The organism is Cloacibacterium normanense (genome assembly GCF_003860565.1).
GTDB classification, from domain to species: domain Bacteria; phylum Bacteroidota; class Bacteroidia; order Flavobacteriales; family Weeksellaceae; genus Cloacibacterium; species Cloacibacterium normanense.
Map to the genome: position 1 here is coordinate 1,943,816 of NZ_CP034157.1, position 19,871 is coordinate 1,963,686.

The following is a 19,871-nucleotide window of genomic DNA, read 5'->3' on the forward strand; positions in this document are numbered from 1 at the left end:
AAAATGAAAATCATTTGCATAGGAAGAAATTACGCAGAACACGCGAAAGAATTAGGAAACGAAATTCCAGAAAATCCAGTTATTTTCATGAAACCTGACACTGCTGTATTGAAAAAAGGCAGTGATTTCTATATTCCAGAATTTTCTGATGATGTGCATTATGAATTAGAAGTAGTGCTCAAAATTTCTAAAGGCGGAAAATATATCCAAAAAGAAAATGCACCTAAACATTATGACGAAATTGCGCTCGGAATAGATTTTACTGCGAGAGATTTACAGTTTCAGCTCAAAGGAAAAGGTTTGCCTTGGGAATTGGCAAAAGGTTTTGACGGAAGCGCTGTAGTTTCTGATTTTTTCCCAAAAGAAAATTTTGATTTAAAAAATTTGAATTTTCAACTTCAAAAAAATAAAGAAATCGTACAAGATGGAAATACCAATCTGATGATGTTTTCGCCAGATGATATTATTGCTTTTGTCTCTCAATACTTCACTTTAAGAGTGGGAGATTTAATTTTCACAGGGACGCCAAAAGGTGTAGGAAAGGTATCAGAAAACGATGAGCTAGAAATGTTTCTAGAAGGCGAAAAAGTTTATAGTCTGCGCATACAATAAATCATTTCTAAAAACTTTTATTTCCCGTTTAAAAATTGTAAATTAGTACTGTTATTAAAAACACACGCCATGAAAAATATTATTTTACCTATCGATTTTTCTGACACTACTGATATTCTTGTAGAAGGCGCTGTAGATTTTGCAAAAGAAATAGCCGGAAAAATTTATTTAATACACGTAGCTCCTGCAGATATAGGTTTTGCTATAGGAGATATGGGATTTCAATATTTCCCAGAGATAGAAAAATCTGAAATTTCTGAAGAACTCGCCGAGTTGAATGAAATTGAAAAAAGAATAAAAGCAAAAGGTGTAGCTTGTGAACATTTGCTGAAACAAGGCATCGCTGCTGAAATTATTTTAGATTATGCTAAAGACAAAAAAGCCAACTACATCGTCATGGGAAGCCATGGAAGAAGCGGCATTTACGATGTTTTCGTAGGAAGTCTTACCAAAGATATCACGAAAAAATCTCCTATTCCTGTTTTAGTAGTTCCTTGTCACAATTAATTTTTAATAAAAAAGAATAAAAAAATCCCGAAATTTTACAATTTCGGGATTTTATATTGTTAAGAAATCTGATTAATCTTCTTTAGTGTGTAATTCTGGGTTGTAGTATGGGAATTTACCTTCTGTAGGTGAATAATATTCTTTATCTTTATTATTCCCTAATGTGGTTACTAAAACATAACACCAATAGCAAAATAAAGTACTAGCTACAATAAATAGAATCCAGTTCAATACGTTTCCTGCGAAATCATAGAATCCGAAAGACCATATGAACAAATCACTTAAGAATAACCAAAAAGACGTCATTTTTTTCTTATTTTAAATTAACTTTGCACAAAATTAATAAAAATGTTCAGATTACTATCAAAAGAAAGCAATATTTTTTCGATTCCTGTCTATATATTTTTTTTATTTCTTTTGATAATATCATTTAATATATTGGATTTCAAAACATTAGGTGTTTTTTCTAGCATCATTACGTTTTGTGGATTTGCGTTAGGATATTTTCTTTTTAATGCTATCGGTCTGAATTACAATACTCATCTTCCTCTTTTTCTGTATACTTTTTTTGTATTTGCATTATATCCGGGAAGTTTAGACATAGGAATTGCGATGTCACTCTTTACCAATTCTTTTGTAATGGTTTTATTGACCAGCAATCAAGATGAAGTAAGGAAAAATTCATACCTGATCATTGGAGCAATTTTGGCGGTGAATTTCTTGTTTTTGCCTACAACATGGCCTATGTTTATTTTCGTGTTGATTCACCTTATTTCTACTTCAGATCATATTTCGTTGAATATTTTCAGATTATTTTTTGGGAATACATTGGTTTTTGGAACTTATTTCGGCGTGATGTATCTTATTGGTTATCATGATTTTGACGAAAGTTATATTCCTTATGTAGAAGATTCTTTCTTGCAAGATTATTATCCGTTACATCTTCTTTTACCCGTTGCTTTATACGTTTTGTATGCTGTAATGGACCATTTTGCCAATTTTAATAAAAAAAGTCCTTCGAGTAAATTTAAGTATACTTTTATGCTTATGTTTTTCTTTGCACAATTGGTGACTGTTTTTCTTTACATGGGCAAAAATTATGAATATTTACTTTTATTGGTTTTACCGAATGTGATTATTCTTTCTAGAGCCTTGAGATTTTTGAAAAAATATTGGATGAAAGAATTTGGGCTATGGATAATTATTCTCACTTTATTACTTTTTAAACTTAGCACTTATGTAAACATAGGTGAATTGATATAGATATGATTCAAATAGATGATAAATTAATTTCTGAAGATATTTTTTCTGAAGAATTTGTATGTAACCTCAGCAAATGCAAGGGAATCTGCTGTGTAGAAGGAGATGCGGGAGCTCCGCTTGACAAAAATGAGACTAAAATTTTGGAAAGAATTTATCCAAAAATTAAAAGTTATCTTAGACAAGAAGGAATTGCTGCCATCGAAGAGCAAGGAACACACGTTACCGATATTGATGGAGATTTGGTAACGCCACTCGTAAATGGTGGAGAATGCGCTTATGTAATTTTTGATGAAAAAGGCATCACCAAATGTGGAATCGAAAAAGCATATGAAGATGGTGTTGTAGATTGGCAAAAACCTATTTCTTGTCACCTTTATCCTATTAGAGTAACAGAATATAGAAATTTTTCAGCCATCAATTATCATGAATGGGACGTATGTAGCGACGCTTGTACCTTAGGTAAAGAATTGCAAGTTCCTGTTTATAAATTCTTGAAAACGCCACTGATTAGAAAATACGGCGAAGATTTTTACAAAACTCTTTGCGAAGCAGCAGAAGAATGGGAACGCGAATTTAATTCGTAGGAAAAGTAGAATATGTATTATTGATTACCAAAACATAATTTCCTTGATTCTGGGAATTGGTTTTGGTAACTTTTATAGGATTTCCCTTCTCATCTACTTCATAAGTAAAGGTATTTTCTACCACTTCACTATTGCTGAACACTTCTTTTACAATCCAACCTTCTTTATTATAAGTATTTTTAACATTGGTTTTCAGGTTGTACATTTCATAATTGGCTTCTACCAATAATTTATTTTCATAGATTTCTTCGGTGGTTTCTACCACTTTTCCATTTTGAAAATCCTTTATCAATTTGGTGAAAAAATCGTCATTTTTGTAGTTTTTGTACTCTACTATTCTGGTCACTTTATTTTTAGCATCTTTTTCTATTTCTTTTATCAATCTATTGTTCTTGTCATAGAAATATTGAGTTTTAGAAAACATTTTACCATGCATCCAAAGTTCAGAATTCTGCAACTGAAGATTTTTATAGTGAAAAACCTCTTTTTCCTTCTCGCCAGAATGAACATGCTCCGTTTCTATTTTCACCAATTGATTATCAATATTGTAGTAATATTTTTTCACGGTAACATAATCTCCATCTTTGGTTTTTTGCTCTTGTAAAAACGTGTTGTAGAATTTCAATTCTTCTGTAAAAACTACATTCGATTGGTCATCTTCCCAATATTGCTTAGAAATAACGGTTTCTGTGTTTTTATACAAGCCAAAATCTTGAGTGGTGAGTTTTTCTTGAGAAAAACCGAAAGTGGAAATGAATGCGGTTAAAAATATTACTTTTTTCATCTGTTTTAATTTTAAAGAGCCAATATATAAAGCGGATAAAACTTCAAGAAAGTAAGTTTGTCCAAATTCGGAACAAAATATTTCGGCACACCATTTTCTTGAATGACTAAATTTCCCATATCTTGAGCCAATTTCATACTCGAAGTATCGATTTGTTTTCCGTTATCAAAAATGATAAATTGGTAATCATTATTGATGACAATATATCTTTTAGAAGGCACATTATAAGGCTTCATCGTCACGAAATTTTCACTAGGTTTCATATCTTCCACCAATGCAACTTCTCCATTATTAGGGTCAAAATAAATGAAATCTGTTTTGTTAGGACTGATAAAACCTTTACTTAAATCTGGAATAGGCTGATTTGCTTGATTCTCCATTTTAAATTTTCCGTCTTCTCCTAATCTGATTTTATAGGTAGATTTAGGGTTTTTATTTTCTGGAAATTGAGAAATATCTCCATTAATACCTTCGGTGAAATAGGGATTATATTCTGTACTTCCTGTAATTTCTCCATTGGCATAAGTGAGTTTTCTAAAAAAATAATTTTTCCCGAAAACCGCGTTGTTTTCTCTAATTTTAAAAACATTTCCGTTTGGATCTTTTCCTTCTAACCAAGCTTCTTTTCTCATAGGTCTTTCTCCGTTTACCAAACTTTCTTTTAACTCAAAAACTTTTTTACCATCATTAGCCGAGTAATTTTCATCAATATATTGATAATTTTTTTCGTCTTGATAAGAGGTGAAGTTCCATCTAGAATCCAATTTTCCATTGTCAAAAATTTCTACGGCAGCCAATGTACCATCAGATTTATATTGATATTTATATTGCCAATGAAATCTAGGATTAGAAGGTTTAATTTCTATAAGTTTTCCGTTTTTGTCATAGCTAAATGTAGAAATGTTTTCACTGGCTTTGTCTGTTCCTGTAGAAATATATAAAAATCTTACAGGCTTTCCTTTCGCATTGTATTCGAAAGTTTCGATGACTTTATCTTTAGAATATTGTGTTTCTATAGAAATTACTTTTCCGTTTTTGAAGGTATAAATTTTGGTTTCCTTTGGTTCAAATTTACCAGAAGTAAATCCTTGAGAATACTTCACTTCTTCTATTTTTGCTACATCTTTATTGACGCCCCAGTTTTCGGAGAGAAATTTTATAACATTATCTTTTTGGGCAAAAGAAAATTGCACGAACAATAGCACTAAAAGTTGAATTATTTTTTTCATCATGGTATGTGTTTATTCCAAATATAAAACAATTACTTTAAATCATCTACAAAATCATAAGATAAAACACTCATATTAAACGATTTAGCAAAGTCTTTATCAAAAGTTCTGCTTCCTTCTTTCGTGCCATCTTCGTAGGTAATTTCCGAAAATTCAAAATAATTAACGATATCAAATTCTAGGTCATCATAAAGTGTTTTTTTGCTTTTAATTACCGCGCCTGTTTTCCCATAAACATAGTGCTTATCTAAGTTAGTTACTCCGTCAAATTCTAGGGTTTCATTGCCTTTGTCATCATATTGATAAGTGTAAGAAATTTTAGCAGCCGGATCATCTACTTCTTCAGAAATTTTCAAATTATTTTGATAAACGGCATCAACCATTTTTCTAGAATTGTCATTAATAAAAACCACTTTTTTGGTAGTGAAATTTTTATCAGAAGTGTAATGATAATCTACAGTAGACAGCACCAGTTTGTCATCTTGATATTTTTTTTCCTTCAAAATTCTGCCTTTTCCATCGTAGGCAAAATCGGTAAAAACTCTCTTGTTCCCGAAAATTTCTGAAATTTTCGTCAATTTTCCTTTTTCATAATAAAATTCTTGATAAGGATAATATTGTGGATTTTCGAAATCTTCTGCTTCTTCTATAGAAATCAATTGGTTTTGGTCGTTATACTCTAACTTTTTTAATTGAGAAAATCGACCTAAATAATTATCCAAAACATAATCATATTTCAACAAGCCTTTTTCAAAAATTCTAATGTGTTTTTCGATGACAAAATACTTGCCTAAATCCACATCATATTTATAAATAAAAGTGTTGTAGGATTTTACATTATTGGGCAGTGAATAATCTGATGCCTTGTATTTTTCTTGAGAAAAAAGGGTAATGCAAATGAGAAATAGCGTGATAAATAGAGATTTTTTCATTGTATAGGTGTTTTAATATTTTTGTTTCCAAGGATTATAATTCATATCTGTGGTGTAATACACTTTACTACCAGATTTTGCATAACCTTGATTGTCTAAGGTCACTCCTTTTAGCAAGAAAAATCCTGCATGATCTTGGTCTCTATAAACCGTGACTTTAAACTTCCACAACTCCCAATTCATTCCGTCTAGTAAAGTATCATAAGAAGCAAAACTGTCATCATTCACATAGAGTGTTTTGTCTTTTAGATTAAAAACTCCACTCACATTTACTGTGGCAAAATATGTTTTGGTTCCAAAATTATTCGTATAAATAAATTCCACCTGATTGGTTCCATAAAAAGGATATTCGGTTTTGCTGCCATCGATTTTTTCATTAAAAACCAATTTCATGTAAACGCCAGTATTTACTTCTCCCATGTTTCGAATTTGTTCACTCGAAAAACCTTTCCAAGGTCCTGCTAAAATATCATTCAATGTTTTTTCTTGGGCAAAATTTAGCGTAAAAACCAATCCAAGAATCAAAGAAAACAGACTTCTTATCATGATTTTAAAATTTTAGAAATGATATTGAGCACCAAATCCTACTGTACTCATTTTAAAAGACGATGTGTTTCCGTTTCCGTTCGTCCATTTAAATTTCCCGAAATCAAACATTGCATTTACAGACCATTTTTCACTTTCAGAATTGTAAATAACAGGCTGAAATCCCCAACCAAAATAATTCATGGTTCTATTAGTAGTAGTTTCTACAAAACTATCATCATAAATATTTGAGGATTCTTTGAGTTTTCCAAAACCAACTCCATAATCAAAGTGTAAACTATTCACCGTAGAAATTAAAATTAAATACACAGGAATATCCAGAAAACCAATTCCCAAATCTTTTTCTTTGGTTACTAATCCTGCAAAATCAAATGCAGAACCTTTAAAACACAAAGGATAAATTCTACCTTTAATATTCGGAATAGACGTCTTAATTTGAGTAATCGCATCACTAGAAAGAATGTGTGTATTGTCATAACCTACTACTGCTGCAATTCTAAAACCTAATTTAGAGTCTTTTTTATAATTGAAAAATCTTGCACCTTCTGCACTTACAGAGAGTTGCATGTTTTTACCATCCATTGCTACCGTTGCAAGTTCATCACCAGGTTTGGAAAAAGAAGTTCCTAAGTTAAATTTTACAGAATTATTTCCTTCTTGCGCAAAAGTAAATGCCGAAATCATCAATGCTGAAACAGCAGATAAAATAAATTTCCTTCTCATAGTTTAATTTTTTTTGGTAAAAATACTCGGAAGAAATAGGCAAGTAAATACGAATAAAATCGTATCTTTTAAATTAATTTATTCTTCTTAGCAATCTGCACTGCTTCTAACTTATTATGAACCTGCAATTTAGCGTAAATATTTTCCACATGTTTTCTAATCGTTCCTTTAGAAAGAATGAGATTTTCTGCAATAGCATCATATTTTAATCCTTTGCTCAATTGTTCCAAAACCTGAATTTCTCTTGCAGTAAGTGTAATTTTTTCTTTTTCTTCTTCCGTTTCGAAAACTTGTGGCTCTCTGAGCAATTTCAATGTTTTCAGCGCGATAGACGGCGTCATTGCAGCGCCTCCAGAAAGCGTTTCTTTGATGGAATTGTATAATTCTTGAGGATTAATTTCCTTCAGCAAATAACCATCGGCTCCAGCTTTGATGGATTTAAAAATTTTTTCATCATTATCAAAAACCGTAAGCATTAAAATTTTGATGTGCGGATAACGCTTTTTTACTTCGGCAGTTGTTTCTACTCCATTCATTTCTGGCATTTCTATATCCATCAAAATCAAATCTAAGTTGGAGTTTTTTTCTAATTTTTGGAGCAATTCTTTTCCGTTCAGAGATTTTGATTTGATTTCTACATTTTCAAAAAAAGACAGTTTCTCTTGAACCGTTTTTTGCAAAAAAAGATTATCGTCTACTATCGCTACTTTTATCATGATTACAGTTTTTCTAATTCTACATTTATACTAGTTCCTTTCCCTATTTCTGAATTGATGGAAAAATTTCCCCCGATTTCTTCCATTCGTTTTTTCATATTGAGCAATCCGTTTCCTACATCTACATTTTCGGTTTCAAAACCTTTTCCATCGTCTTTGATTTCAATTTTTAAACCTTCCTGAAATTTTTCTGCATTGATGACTATATGATGAGCATTAGCATATTTCATGGCATTATTCACAGATTCCTGAATCGTTCTGTATAAATTTACGCCTACCAAAGAAGAAAATTTCAGGTTTTTTAGGTTTTCATCAATGCTGAAATTGAACAAAATATTTTGATTGGCAGATTGCGCATGTTCCACAAAATTGAAAATTCTAGAACTCAAATCTTCCATGGCGAAATCTGCTTTATTAATTGCCCAAATCGTGTCTCGAAGTTCTACAATCGTATTTCTGGTAAAGTCACTGATTTTGTCTAAACGCTTTTCTACCGCAGTTTCTAAATTCGGAATTCCAAATTTCGTATTTTCTAAAGACGAAATAATGAAGGTTAATTGTGCGCCAATATTATCATGTAAATCTCGGGAAATAGACAAGCGTTGTTCTTGCAATTTATTTTGACTTTCGATTTGCGCCATTGCAGATTTCAATTCAAATTCCTGATGCTGTTGCTTGTTTTTCAATCTTTGTTGACGATAAAAAAGAAAGCCAATAATAGAGGCTAAAATCGCAAATACAATCGCCACCGAAAATTTAATTCTAGAAGTTTCTACTTCGGCTTGTTTCTGAAGCAGTTGTTTTTCTTTTTCATTGGTATCAAATTTCACCTCTAATTCGGCAATTTTAGAATTGGTTTCCTGATTGATGAGGCTGTCTTTGAGTGCTGAAAATTTCTTGAAATTCTGCAAAGCCTTTTGATGTTCACCTAAATTTTCATAACATTCTGAAATCTTGCGATAAGAATCTTGCGAAAGTCCTAAATACTTGTGTTTATCTGTAATTTCTGTTGATTTTTGATAAAACCCAATTGCTTTTTTGAAGTCTTTTTTCATCAAATGCAAATCTCCTAGGTAAGAGTAATTTTCTGCAATTCCTACCGTATCATTTATTTTTTTTCTGATTTCAAGGGCTTTTTGATAGTTTTCCTCCGCTTTATCAAATTGTTTTCTCAAGACAAAAACCCCTGCAATATTATTCAAACTATAAGGAATGCCAACTTGGTCATTAATTTTTTGTTTCAAGGCGAGACCTTTTTCGTAGTAGAAAAGTGCGCTGTCATATTCTACTTTCATTTCTTTGAGCACACCATAATTGTTATAAATGCTCAATAAGGGTTTCTGAAGGTTATTCTTTTCTGCAATTTTTTTAGATTTCTGCATGTACTGAATCGCTTTCTCTAGATTTCTTTTCTTCATTCTATACCCTAATTCTCCCCATTCTAAAGAAAGACTCTCTAAGTCGTTTAATTTCTCGAAAATATGAATCGCTTTCAGAGAATACGCCAAATCTTTCTCATATTTCCCTTGATAATAATAGACCAAACTGAGGTTGCTGTAAGATTTAGCTTCACCTAAGTCATAATGAATTTTAGCAGACTCTTCTGCATTTTTCAGATAAACTTTATCCAAAATTGCGGCATCTTTTAACCTTACTTCAAACGGAAGATTATTAATAGAATCTATTTTTTTATGGTTTGATTTTTGTCCAAAAGTCAAACTCAGTGTAAAAATTAATACAAAAGATAAAATTGATTTCATGCAGAGACTTTTCTAAGTCTAAATTTATAAAAATTTATGAATAATGATTTTTACAAATTTGGAGTTTAAACTTCTACCAATAAATACGAAAAAATTCGTATATTCTGACATAAAAAATCCGTCTCGAAATTCGAGACGGATTTATATTTCTATGAAATTAATTTTTATTTGAAGTCTTCTACTGACACTTCTTTATTAACGATAACTTGACTATTGGTCATTTCCATGTTTTGTCCCATCATGGCTAATTTGATATTTTTAGGAAACTTAATTCCGTCTACTTCCATGTAATCTAGAATAACCATATCTCCTTTGTCAGAAGTGCTTTTCACCAATAAATTGGTTTTGGTATCAAAATATAATTTTTTACCAGCACCAGCTAAAAGGTATAATTCCTTTCCTTCTTCCGTTACTTTTTCTACTGTTTTGAAATCTGCTGCATTGTAAGAAAGCACTTCGAATAGTCTTTTTTTCTTTGCTTCTTCAATTGCAGGAGCTGGTAAATCCATTCTCTGACCAGCTTGCATCATGTAACCTTTCTCGCCGTCAAAAACTTGAACCATTTCTTGTCCCATAATTTTTTGAACTGATTTAGATTTATTCGGTGCCATTTCTAAAGTAGTAGCTTCCATTTCCATGCCCATTACTTTAATCGTAGAGAGTGTTTTCACGGTTTTTACTGCTTCTAATTTAGATTTCCCACCCAAAGCTGCGGCATAATTATCAATCACTTGTTGAGCCGTTACATTCGCAGAAACTGCTGCTTTTGGAGCATCCGTTTTCGGAGTTTCTACTTCTGGCATTAAAGTAAATACCATTCTGTTTTTCTCGGTTAAATATTTTTTACCAACTGTCTGTAAATCTTTTACTGTAAGCGCTTTTACTTTAGTTAAATAATTAAGAACGCTGTATTTATCGCCACCTTGAGTTTGGTAACTCGTGATGTTTTGTAGCCAATAATTATTGTCTTTCATATTGGTTACATCATCATTCGCTTCTCCTTCTTTAAATTTATCTAAATCTTTTTGTTCTGGCCCGTTGTCAATCATTTTTTGAAGTTCGGCCAAAGCAATTTTGGTTAATTTTTCTGCATTTTCTGGTCCACAAGGGAAATTAATGCTGAAGTTGTAGCTTCCGTAAGGAACTTTGTTTAAACTTCCTCTTGCTCCACCTCCGTAAATTCCGCCTTCATCTTCACGAAGTTTTTCGATGATTTTAATCGTAGCAACTTCACCTAAAGCTCTCATGGCAAGATCTTCTTTCTCATTATATTTGGTTTCTCCACTGAATCTAATCATCACCATACTTTTAGGATCTTTTCCTTTTTTAATCACTTTTTCTGTAGAAGTGAAAAGAGGTCTGTATCCTAAATCTTTATACGTTTCTGATTTTTTGGTAGAAGGTAAACTTGCTAAATATTGTTCAGAAAGTTGTTTGATTTGGTTTTCGTCTACATTTCCTACAAAATAGAAATGGAAGTTTCCAGCATTAGCGACTGATTTTTTGTAAATATCGTACGCTAATTTATAGCTTGTTTTTTCCCAAGCTTTAGCATCTGGTAAAATTCCGAAGAATCTAGGATTTTTTTGGTTCAAATATTTCTGAACTTCGCTTTGGAAATACGTTTGAGGATTTGCCAAAAGGTTATCTAAAAATCCTTGTTGTTTCGCTTTATAAGAATTGTAGCTTGCTTCGTCATAATTTAGGTTGGTAAAATAACCATAAATCATTTGGAAAAGCGTTTCGAAATCTTTTTTGGTAGAATTCCCGTTAAATCCTGTAGAAATCCCTCCTAGATAAGGCATTACAGAAACTTGTTTCCCAGAAAGGAATTTGGTAATATCATTTTTAGAATATTTATTGAACCCAGATTCTGAAAGCGCTGGAAAAGCCCATTGTGTTTTTTCGATGTCTTCATTAGAAATTAAAGAACTTCCACCTAAACTAATCGCTGAGAAAACAATTTCGTCTTCTTTGAAATCTGTTTTTTTGTAAGTTACTTTTGCGCCATTGCTCAATGTAAAAGTAGTGGTTCCCAACTTAGCATCTGCTTCGGTTTTTACAATTTTACCATTTGATTTAAATGGCTCTACCAAAGTTTTAATAGCAGCTTTGTCTTCGTAAGGTTTTAACTGTGCATTTTTTACATCATCTACAGTTGCCAATAACTGCGCATCTGTAGGAAGTACTGCATTTTCTTTTTTAGGACCAGTTACCACAATCACTCTGCTATCATCTTTGATATAATTTTTCAGAATGTTATTCACTTGGTCTAAAGTTACGCTTGGCAAATATTTTTTGTGCAATTCATATTCCCATTCAATTCCCGGAATTGGCTCTTGGTTAAGGAAATTTCTTACATATTCCATTACCAATCTTGCACTTTCTGTTTTATCTCTATTGTTATAAGATTTTTCTAAGTTAGAAAGGGTTTCAGATTTTGCTCTGTCTAATTCATTTTGAGAAAAACCGAATCTTTTTGCTCTTTCTACTTCTTCTAAAAGCACTTTAAGCGCATTTTTTTGTTCGCCTTCTTTAGTCATTGCATATGCTTGAAAAGCATCTTTGGTTCTCAAGAAATTGCTATGAGAAACATACCCGAAAATAAAAGGTGGCTTCTCAGAATTGGTTAATTCTTGTAAACGGTTATTCACAATGGTAGCAGCCAATTGCTCTACAATGCTTTTTTGATAATCATTTACGGTAACATCTGCTTTTGCAGGACCATCATCTTTGATATAAAATTGTGCCGAAGACGAAGTTGCATCTGCATCAGTAGCAATAGAAATCAAGGTTTCTTTATGATTTGGCATATCATAATCTACTCTTTTTCTAGCATTTGTAGGATTTTGATACTTACTGAAATTGGCTTTAATTTTTTGCTCCATTTCATCTATATTAACATCTCCTACTACCACCAAAGCCATTAAATCTGGTCTGTACCAATCTTTGTGAAATCTTCTCAGCGCTTCTGGTTTGAAATTTTGTAGAATTTCTTTTTTACCAATTGGTAATCGGTCTGCATATCTAGAATTATACGCTAATTTAGGAAGATATTGGTCTAACATTCTTTTGTCTGCTCCTAATCCTAAACGCAATTCTTCTAAAACTACGCCTCTTTCTTTTTCTATTTCTTTATCGGTAAGTAATGCGTTAAAAGCCCAATCTTCCATTACTTTAAGCCCTGAATCTAGGTTTCCAGGCTTGTCAAGAGGAACGGGTAACATATAAACTGTTTCGTCAAAACTGGTATACGCATTAAGGTGTTGCCCGAATTTAATCCCGATAGATTGTAGAAAATCTACCAATTTATTGTCTGGGAAATTTTTAGTCCCATTGAAATTCATGTGCTCCATAAAGTGAGCAAGACCTCTCTGGTCTTCGTCTTCATTGATAGAACCCGCATTAATCGCTAAACGGAATTCTACTTTTTTTTCTGGTTTTACGTTTTTCTTGATGTAATACTTCATCCCGTTAGAAAGTGTGCCAGTTCTAACACTAGGATCAAGAGGAATGTTCTGTGCAAATGCATTGGCAATCAGGAAGAAAGACAACACAAAAGAAAGAAATTGTTTTCTCATGGTTTTAATTTTGATTAATAATAATTTGATTTTATAAAAATATAAAGAAAAACCTTATCTAGACAAGAAAAATCAGTTAAATCTGTGTTAAAAAAAATCCGTCTCGAAATTCGAGACGGATTTATATTTCTAAGAAATTTCTAGAAAATTATTTTTGTAATTCTGCTAAAAATTCTTCGTGTGTAATTTTAGTTTCTTTTTTGCTTGCTTTTTCTAGGATAACATCTTTTAGTTTACCCATTGCAACTTCTTGAGAAATTTGTCTTACTTGCTCTTCTTGTTTTAGCATTTCTACCGCATATTTCTGCACTTCTTCTTGTGGAAGATTGTGGATTCCGTACATTGCTAATTGGTTGTTTACTAAAACTTCAGCTTGAGCTAAAACATCTGCATAATCTACTTTCACATCATAATCTTGGAATAATTTTCCTTCGATGATTTGGTTTTTGATGATAGATTTTTCTGCTTCTAGAATTTCTTTAGCTTGTTCTTCAGAAGTAATGTTTGGATTAGAGAATAGTAACCATTTCACTAAGAATGCTTCTGGTAACTGAACTTCAGTTTTTTCTGAAACGTTTTCTAATACTTTATTTACAAAGTGAATATCTGCATTTTGTTGGAAATATTCGTCTAATTCAGTTTTTACTCTTGCTTTTAATTCTTCTTCAGAATTAATATTTCCTTCACCATACACTTTATCAAATAATTCTTGATCTAGTGGTGCTAAGTTTAATTTATAGATTTCTGTAACAGTAGCTTCTAAATCTTCGTGATGAATGTGACCTAGTTCATGCTCGTTGTAATTTAAATCTTTAGCCAAAGTTTCGTTTTCAGTTAACTGAGTTTTAGTTAACTTCACTACATCACCTACTTTGTGAGATTTTACCAAACCGAAAGCTTCTTTTTGCTCAGCAGAAACTACTACATTTTTCGGTGGATGATTGTGCTCTCCCTCTGCATCAGCTTCTACTACTTGTGCAATAGAAAGTGCTACATAAGAATCTTTAGTCGCTTTATCTTGGGCATCTTTATCAGCAAATCTTTTTTGCATGTTTTCAATGCTTTGGTTGATTTCTTTATCAGTAGCTTCTACTTTGTAGTGAGGAGCTTCGTAAGAAGATAAATCAATATTAAAATCTGGCTCAAAACCAACTTCGAAACCTACAGAAACTTCTTCTGCATTGTAATCTAGTTCGTTCATAGGAACTGGAACTGGCTGACCAACTAATCTTAAATTGTTTTCGTTTACATAGTTGTTTAACGCTTCAGAAATTTGTTTGTTAATTTCTTCAAAAGCAATACCCGCTTCAAATTGTTTTCTCACCATGCTCAATGGAACTTTTCCTTTTCTAAAACCAGGAACAGTAGCATTTTTAGCATAATTGATCAGTTGTTTTTCAACTTTATCTTTGTAATCAGATTTATTTAAAGTTACTGTAAGCAAAGCACTTACTTCGTCATGATTGGTTCTTGTAACATTCATCTTGTTAAAAATTTTGAGTTGCAAAAATAGTGTTTTTTTATGAAAACAGAAAGCATTTTTTATAGGTAAATTTTCCTTATAAAAAGTCCATTCGCTTTACAGAGAATTTCATCATCTCAAGAAAGTAATTTTCTTGGATTTTTAGAAATTCATCATCAGTTTCACACTGAAATTTCTGCCCATGTTAAAAACGCCCATTCTTCCTGTTGCTGAGTTTTCTGGAGCATATTTTAATCTGCTCAAATGGTTCTGATACGCTACATCTGTTAAATTTTCTCCGCTAATGAAAACATTGAAAAAGTCTTTTTTGCCAAATGCTTTAATGTCTGCACCAATTCCTACACTCAAAAGTGTGTAAGCAGGAGTAGCTGTTTCTGTATCAAAAGCGCTATAAATATTATTTTGTTTGAAATAATGGTCTACTGAAAATTTAGCATAAAAATCAGAAAAAGTATTATTCACCTTCTCAAAATTGGTTTTAATCTCTCCACGATATTTTGGCGCAGGAATAAATGGCAAGAACTTTTCGTTTTCTGGACGATTGTTCTGCGTAGCTCTTACATAAGAAAATGAATTTTCTACATGCAACCAGTCAAATGGATGTGGGTGAAAATCCAAGAAAACTTCTCCACCGAAAAGCTGAGCGTTTCCTTGAGTAAATTTAAATGCAGGAACTGGATCATTTGGGTCAATAATTACATCATTTCCGTTGGCATCTTGCATTTTTTCGGTATAGATATAATTAGAAATGAAGTTCACAAACGGTGTAAATTCAAAACTAATATGGTCTGAATTTAAGAAATAAGCAGCATCAATTTGGTGACTGATTTCAGATTTCAGGTTAATATCACCAATTTCGTATCTGAAAGTTCCTTCGTGAATTCCGTTAGAAGAAAGTTCTGCAATATTCGGTGCTCTAAAACCTCTAGAAAGATTTAATTTTAAAGTAGATTGCTTGTCTAATTGATAAGACAAACCTAAACTTCCAGAAATTCCGCTGTAATTTTTATTAAATTGCGCAAATTTCACATCGGTATCTTCGAGCATTTCTTGAGCATCTACATTTCTATTATCAAATCTCAATCCTCCCGCTAAAGTCAGATTTTTGTTAAAAGTTTTCTGCGTGTAAACAAACGCTCCCGCATCGAAAAATTGATAATTAGGAACAAGCGCTTCTACTCCTTTATTGGTATTCGATTGTTGCATCCCTCCAATTCCGAAAGAAGTTTCCCAATTATTGGTTTCTTTCACGTTATATCTTACGTTATAGTTGAAGGTATTTAAATCAAAGAACAATTCTTTTTCATCAGGATTGGTTGCATCTGCAAATTCTTTTCTTTTATTGTTTTGAAAAGCAAAATCAGCATTGATGGTTCCGTTTTTCAATAAAAAATAATTATTTGAAGTTAATCTCAAGTGATTGATTTTCTGATGCGGAAATCCTATTTTATATCCTTTGTAATCTTCATCTGTCGCAGTAACATCATCGCCATTACTATTGATGAACGTGAATTTTCCATCAGCATCTCTTTCTCCTTCTACAATATTCAAAGTAGTGTTATAAGAACTCACGTTGAAATAAGAATGTCCCCAGTTTTTATTGATTCCTAACATTAAGTTGCCATCAAATTCTTTGAAACCAGAGTTCAAGACTTTTCCGTCATATTTATTTTCGTAGTTACCAGCCAATTTATTGGTCAATCTTCCTTCCCAAACGAAGCCGTTTTTGTTTCCTTTATTCGAAAAAGAAGTCGCAATTAAATTGTTATTCGTTTGATAATTGGTAATTAATTGATTTTCGATTTTACCATTTGCAGCTGCTTTTGGAGAAATAAAATTCAGTACGCCCGCAATTCCGTCTGAACCGTACATTAAACTTCCTGGACCTTTTACAATTTCTACTTTCCCCACCGAAAATTCATCGATTTCTATTCCGTGTTCACCGCCCCATTGTTGACCTTCTTGCTTAATTCCATCTACCAAAGTGATTACTCTATTGTAACCTAAACCTCTAATTACAGGTTTAGAAATAGCCGTTCCAGAAGTAATTTGGTTCACTCCCGGAATATTTTTCAATCCATCAATTAAATTGGTAGAAGCATTTTGGTTGATGATATTTTTATCTACAGATTTAATGACTACTGGAATCTTTTTAAGTTCCGAAGCTCTGGTTACTGCTGTTACCACCACCTCATCTATTTCTTTGGCTGATTTTTGAAGAGTGAAATCAGAAACAGCATCTTGACTCACTTCTATGGAAACCAATAATGAAGTATAGTTATCTCCTGTGATTTCCACAAAATATTTTCCAGATTTTAAGTTTTGGAAAGCGTAATTACCATTTTGGTCTGAAACAGTACTTTTTTTAAGGTCTACCAAATAAACCGAAGCATTTTTTACAGGCTCTTGAGTATCAAAATCAGTGATTTTTCCACTTAATTTATATTGAGCCATTACCAACTGTGTTGCAAGAAACATTGCAACAAAAAAATATATTTTTTTGATTAACATTTAGATTAATTTTTGTTAAAATTGAAATAATAAAGGAATTTGCGAACTTCTAAAAATAGCATCGCAAGTCGTAAAAAATCTAAATGAAAACTGGTGGCGCCCGTAATGAGAAGAATACTACTTTTTCTGTAGGTACAGTAAAGTGATATTGGAAATTTTTAAGCGTAAATTTTTTAGAAATAATGAACAGAAAATTTGCATCGGAATCTAAAATCCCTATCCCAGCATTAAAAAAGTGTGAAGAGAAACAATCATCTACTCCACCAAAATTTACAATTTTTTCAGAAACGGGTTTCTTGCTAAAAGACAGTAAATCTTCTTTGAAATTATTGGTATGGGTATGGAAAAACCCCGAAAACACTACAGCAAACAGATATACACTTGCAAAAAGTGACGCCAGAAATCTTCTGTTTGAATGTAATTTTTTGTTCATTCCTACAAAAATAGCAATATTTTATTAATAGCCAAAAAATCAAATATGACCAAAAACATGGTATCCCGTTTTGTATTATTTTGTAAATTTGCATGTCAAATTAAAATACTATGGGTAACGCAAGTTTGAAAAAAATCGCGGTGCTTACTTCGGGTGGAGATGCACCGGGAATGAATGCAGCAATTAGAGCAGTGGTAAGAACTGCTAACTACCATAAAATAGATTGTATAGGTGTAAGAGGTGGTTACACTGGTCTTATCGAAGGTAATTTTACCAAAATGGGACCTCGTTCTGTAAGCAATATCATCAATTTAGGAGGAACTATCCTTCGTTCGGCTCGTTCTAAAGAATTCAGAACCGAAGAAGGTAGACAAAAAGCTTTCGAGCAATGCCAGAAAAACGGCATTGACGCTTTAGTATGTATTGGTGGAGACGGTACATTTACAGGAGCTAAAATTTTCGCAGAAGAATTTGGCGTAAAAGTAATTGGTGTTCCAGGAACGATTGATAATGATATCTTCGGTACAGACTTTACCATCGGTTATGATACTGCACTGAATACTGCAATGGAAGCCATTGACAAAATTAGGGATACTGCTACCTCTCATAATAGAGTATTTTTCATCGAAGTAATGGGAAGAGATGCTGGATTTATCGCTTTGAACAGTGGTATTGCTTCTGGAGCATTAGATATTCTTATTCCTGAGAAAAAAGACAGTTTAGAAGATTTGTTCGAAACTTTCGAAAAAGCACAAAAAAGAGGAAAAACTTCTAGTATTGTTATAGTAGCTGAAGGTGAGAGATTAGCTTCTACTTATGAGTTAGCTGAACAAACTAAACAAAGATTCCCAGATTATGATATTAGAGTTTCTATTCTAGGACACATCCAAAGAGGTGGTGCGCCAAGTTGTGCAGATAGAGTTTTGGCAAGTAGAATGGGATATGGAGCTGTGGTAGGACTTATGAAAGGATTAACGAATGTAATGGCAGGAATTAGATCAAACGATTTAGTTTTTACGCCAATAGAAGATGCGATTAAAAAGCATAATGAAATCAATCAAGATTTACTCCAGATTGCAGAAATCTTGGCAATGTAACTTAATTAAACAACTAAAAACAAAAAATATGTCAACAATTAAAGTAGGAATCAACGGATTCGGTAGAATTGGAAGTCTAGTTTTCAATGCAATGTTAGAAAGAGATAACATTGAAATCGTAGGGATTAATGACCTTATCAACGCAGAATATATGGCTTACATGATGAAGTATGATTCTGTTCACGGCAAATTTAATGGAGAAGTAAGACTAGAAGGAAATAACTTAGTAGTAAACGGAAAAACAATCAGAATCACTTCTGAAAGAGACCCTAATAACTTAAAATGGAACGAAGTAGGTGCAGATTACATCGTAGAATCTACAGGACTTTTCTTAGATAAAGGTACAGCTTCTGCTCACATTAATGCAGGTGCTAAAAAAGTAGTTCTTTCTGCTCCATCTAAAGACGATACTCCAATGTTTGTAATGGGAGTAAACCACAAAGAATTACCTGCTGATTTACAAATTTTCTCTAACGCTTCTTGTACTACTAACTGTCTTGCTCCTTTAGCAAAAGTAGTTCACGAAAACTTCGGAATCGTAGAAGGTCTTATGACAACTGTTCACGCTACTACAGCTACTCAAAGAACTGTAGATGGCCCATCTATGAAAGACTGGAGAGGTGGTAGAAGTGCTTTATTAAACATTATCCCTTCTTCTACTGGTGCTGCTAAAGCTGTAGGTAAAGTAATTCCTTCATTAAACGGAAAATTAACAGGAATGTCTTTCAGAGTACCAACTGCTGACGTTTCTGTAGTAGATTTAACAGTAAGATTAGAAAAAGCTACTTCTTACGAAGAAATTTGTGCTGCTATGAAAGCTGCTTCTGAAGGTGAATTAAAAGGAATCCTAGGTTACACTGAAGATTTAGTAGTTTCTCAAGATTTCGTAGGAGATAAGAGAACTTCTATTTTTGATAAAGATGCTGGTATCATGTTATCTCCAAACTTCGTAAAATTAGTTTCTTGGTATGATAATGAAACTGGTTACTCTAACAAGTTAACAGATTTATTATTACACTCTGCTTCTTTATAATCAGAAAGAAATAATATCAAACATAAAAACCTTCGGAATGTTTCTGAAGGTTTTTTCATGTCCATATTTTTCGAAAA

18 protein-coding genes are annotated in these 19,871 nt (G+C 32.4%); 6 read left to right on the plus strand and 12 right to left on the minus strand.

Translation table 11 applies throughout. The annotated features are described in order from the left end of the window. Nucleotides 1–3 precede the first annotated feature (3 nt). Complete coding sequence (locus EB819_RS08905) at nucleotides 4–612, plus strand: fumarylacetoacetate hydrolase family protein (RefSeq protein ID WP_069798600.1); 609 nt, start codon at nucleotides 4–6, stop codon at nucleotides 610–612. 69 nt (nucleotides 613–681) lie between these two features. Beyond that, nucleotides 682–1,119, plus strand: a complete 438-nt coding sequence (locus EB819_RS08910) for a universal stress protein (protein WP_069798598.1) — start codon at nucleotides 682–684, stop codon at nucleotides 1,117–1,119. A gap of 72 nt (nucleotides 1,120–1,191) precedes the next feature. Here the strand turns inward: EB819_RS08910 and EB819_RS08915 are convergent, their stop codons facing one another. Next, the gene (locus tag EB819_RS08915; protein WP_069798596.1) at nucleotides 1,192–1,425 is read right to left on the minus strand and encodes a DUF6341 family protein; all 234 of its coding nucleotides are present in this window, start codon (nucleotides 1,423–1,425) and stop codon (nucleotides 1,192–1,194) included. Nucleotides 1,426–1,467: 42 nt separating this feature from the next. Here EB819_RS08915 and EB819_RS08920 point away from each other — a divergent pair, with 42 nt between their 5' ends. Further along, nucleotides 1,468–2,382, plus strand: coding sequence for a DUF6427 family protein (locus EB819_RS08920; protein WP_069798594.1), 915 nt, complete (start codon nucleotides 1,468–1,470; stop codon nucleotides 2,380–2,382). Between the two features lie 2 nt (nucleotides 2,383–2,384). Next, nucleotides 2,385–2,966, plus strand: a complete 582-nt coding sequence (locus EB819_RS08925; protein WP_069798592.1) for a DUF3109 family protein — start codon at nucleotides 2,385–2,387, stop codon at nucleotides 2,964–2,966. Here EB819_RS08925 and EB819_RS08930 read toward each other — a convergent pair. The 11 genes from EB819_RS08930 to EB819_RS08980 all read right to left on the minus strand — a co-directional run bounded on the left by EB819_RS08930 (nucleotide 2,956) and on the right by EB819_RS08980 (nucleotide 17,664). Continuing rightward, on the minus strand, nucleotides 2,956–3,750 hold the full coding sequence (locus EB819_RS08930; protein WP_069798590.1) for a hypothetical protein: 795 nt from the start codon (nucleotides 3,748–3,750) through the stop codon (nucleotides 2,956–2,958). The two genes, EB819_RS08925 and EB819_RS08930, sit on opposite strands and share 11 nt — an antisense overlap. Before the next feature lie 11 nt (nucleotides 3,751–3,761). Beyond that, on the minus strand, nucleotides 3,762–4,982 hold the full coding sequence (locus EB819_RS08935; RefSeq protein ID WP_069798588.1) for a hypothetical protein: 1,221 nt from the start codon (nucleotides 4,980–4,982) through the stop codon (nucleotides 3,762–3,764). A gap of 29 nt (nucleotides 4,983–5,011) precedes the next feature. Continuing rightward, the gene (locus EB819_RS08940) at nucleotides 5,012–5,911 is read right to left on the minus strand and encodes a hypothetical protein (RefSeq protein ID WP_069798586.1); all 900 of its coding nucleotides are present in this window, start codon (nucleotides 5,909–5,911) and stop codon (nucleotides 5,012–5,014) included. Between the two features lie 12 nt (nucleotides 5,912–5,923). Further along, nucleotides 5,924–6,457 (minus strand): hypothetical protein, encoded by a 534-nt coding sequence (locus tag EB819_RS08945; protein ID WP_069798585.1) that lies wholly within the window; start codon nucleotides 6,455–6,457, stop codon nucleotides 5,924–5,926. Nucleotides 6,458–6,469: 12 nt separating this feature from the next. After that, nucleotides 6,470–7,180 carry a hypothetical protein gene (locus EB819_RS08950; protein WP_069798583.1) on the minus strand — a complete coding sequence of 237 codons (711 nt, stop codon included), beginning with the start codon at nucleotides 7,178–7,180 and terminating at the stop codon, nucleotides 6,470–6,472. Nucleotides 7,181–7,248: 68 nt separating this feature from the next. Then, nucleotides 7,249–7,899 (minus strand): response regulator, encoded by a 651-nt coding sequence (locus tag EB819_RS08955; RefSeq protein WP_069798581.1) that lies wholly within the window; start codon nucleotides 7,897–7,899, stop codon nucleotides 7,249–7,251. Next, nucleotides 7,899–9,656, minus strand: a complete 1,758-nt coding sequence (locus tag EB819_RS08960; protein ID WP_069798579.1) for a tetratricopeptide repeat-containing sensor histidine kinase — start codon at nucleotides 9,654–9,656, stop codon at nucleotides 7,899–7,901. The genes EB819_RS08955 and EB819_RS08960 overlap by 1 nt, the downstream gene beginning before the upstream one ends. Nucleotides 9,657–9,820: 164 nt before the next feature. Further along, on the minus strand, nucleotides 9,821–13,237 hold the full coding sequence (locus EB819_RS08965; RefSeq protein ID WP_069798577.1) for a M16 family metallopeptidase: 3,417 nt from the start codon (nucleotides 13,235–13,237) through the stop codon (nucleotides 9,821–9,823). 148 nt (nucleotides 13,238–13,385) lie between these two features. Then, nucleotides 13,386–14,720 carry a trigger factor gene (locus tag EB819_RS08970; protein ID WP_069798575.1) on the minus strand — a complete coding sequence of 445 codons (1,335 nt, stop codon included), beginning with the start codon at nucleotides 14,718–14,720 and terminating at the stop codon, nucleotides 13,386–13,388. A 141-nt stretch (nucleotides 14,721–14,861) separates the two neighbouring features. Beyond that, nucleotides 14,862–17,231, minus strand: coding sequence for a TonB-dependent receptor (locus tag EB819_RS08975; protein WP_069798573.1), 2,370 nt, complete (start codon nucleotides 17,229–17,231; stop codon nucleotides 14,862–14,864). A gap of 79 nt (nucleotides 17,232–17,310) precedes the next feature. Further along, nucleotides 17,311–17,664 (minus strand): hypothetical protein, encoded by a 354-nt coding sequence (locus tag EB819_RS08980; RefSeq protein WP_069798571.1) that lies wholly within the window; start codon nucleotides 17,662–17,664, stop codon nucleotides 17,311–17,313. Nucleotides 17,665–17,774: 110 nt separating this feature from the next. On the opposite strand from EB819_RS08980, the gene pfkA reads away from it, so the two are divergent. Together pfkA and gap are read left to right on the plus strand one after the other, a co-directional pair. Then, complete coding sequence (gene pfkA, locus EB819_RS08985) at nucleotides 17,775–18,761, plus strand: 6-phosphofructokinase (RefSeq protein ID WP_069798569.1); 987 nt, start codon at nucleotides 17,775–17,777, stop codon at nucleotides 18,759–18,761. Between the two features lie 28 nt (nucleotides 18,762–18,789). Then, entirely contained in the window at nucleotides 18,790–19,794 is a 1,005-nt protein-coding gene (gene gap / locus EB819_RS08990; RefSeq protein WP_069798567.1) for a type I glyceraldehyde-3-phosphate dehydrogenase, read from the plus strand. Nucleotides 19,795–19,871 lie beyond the last annotated feature (77 nt).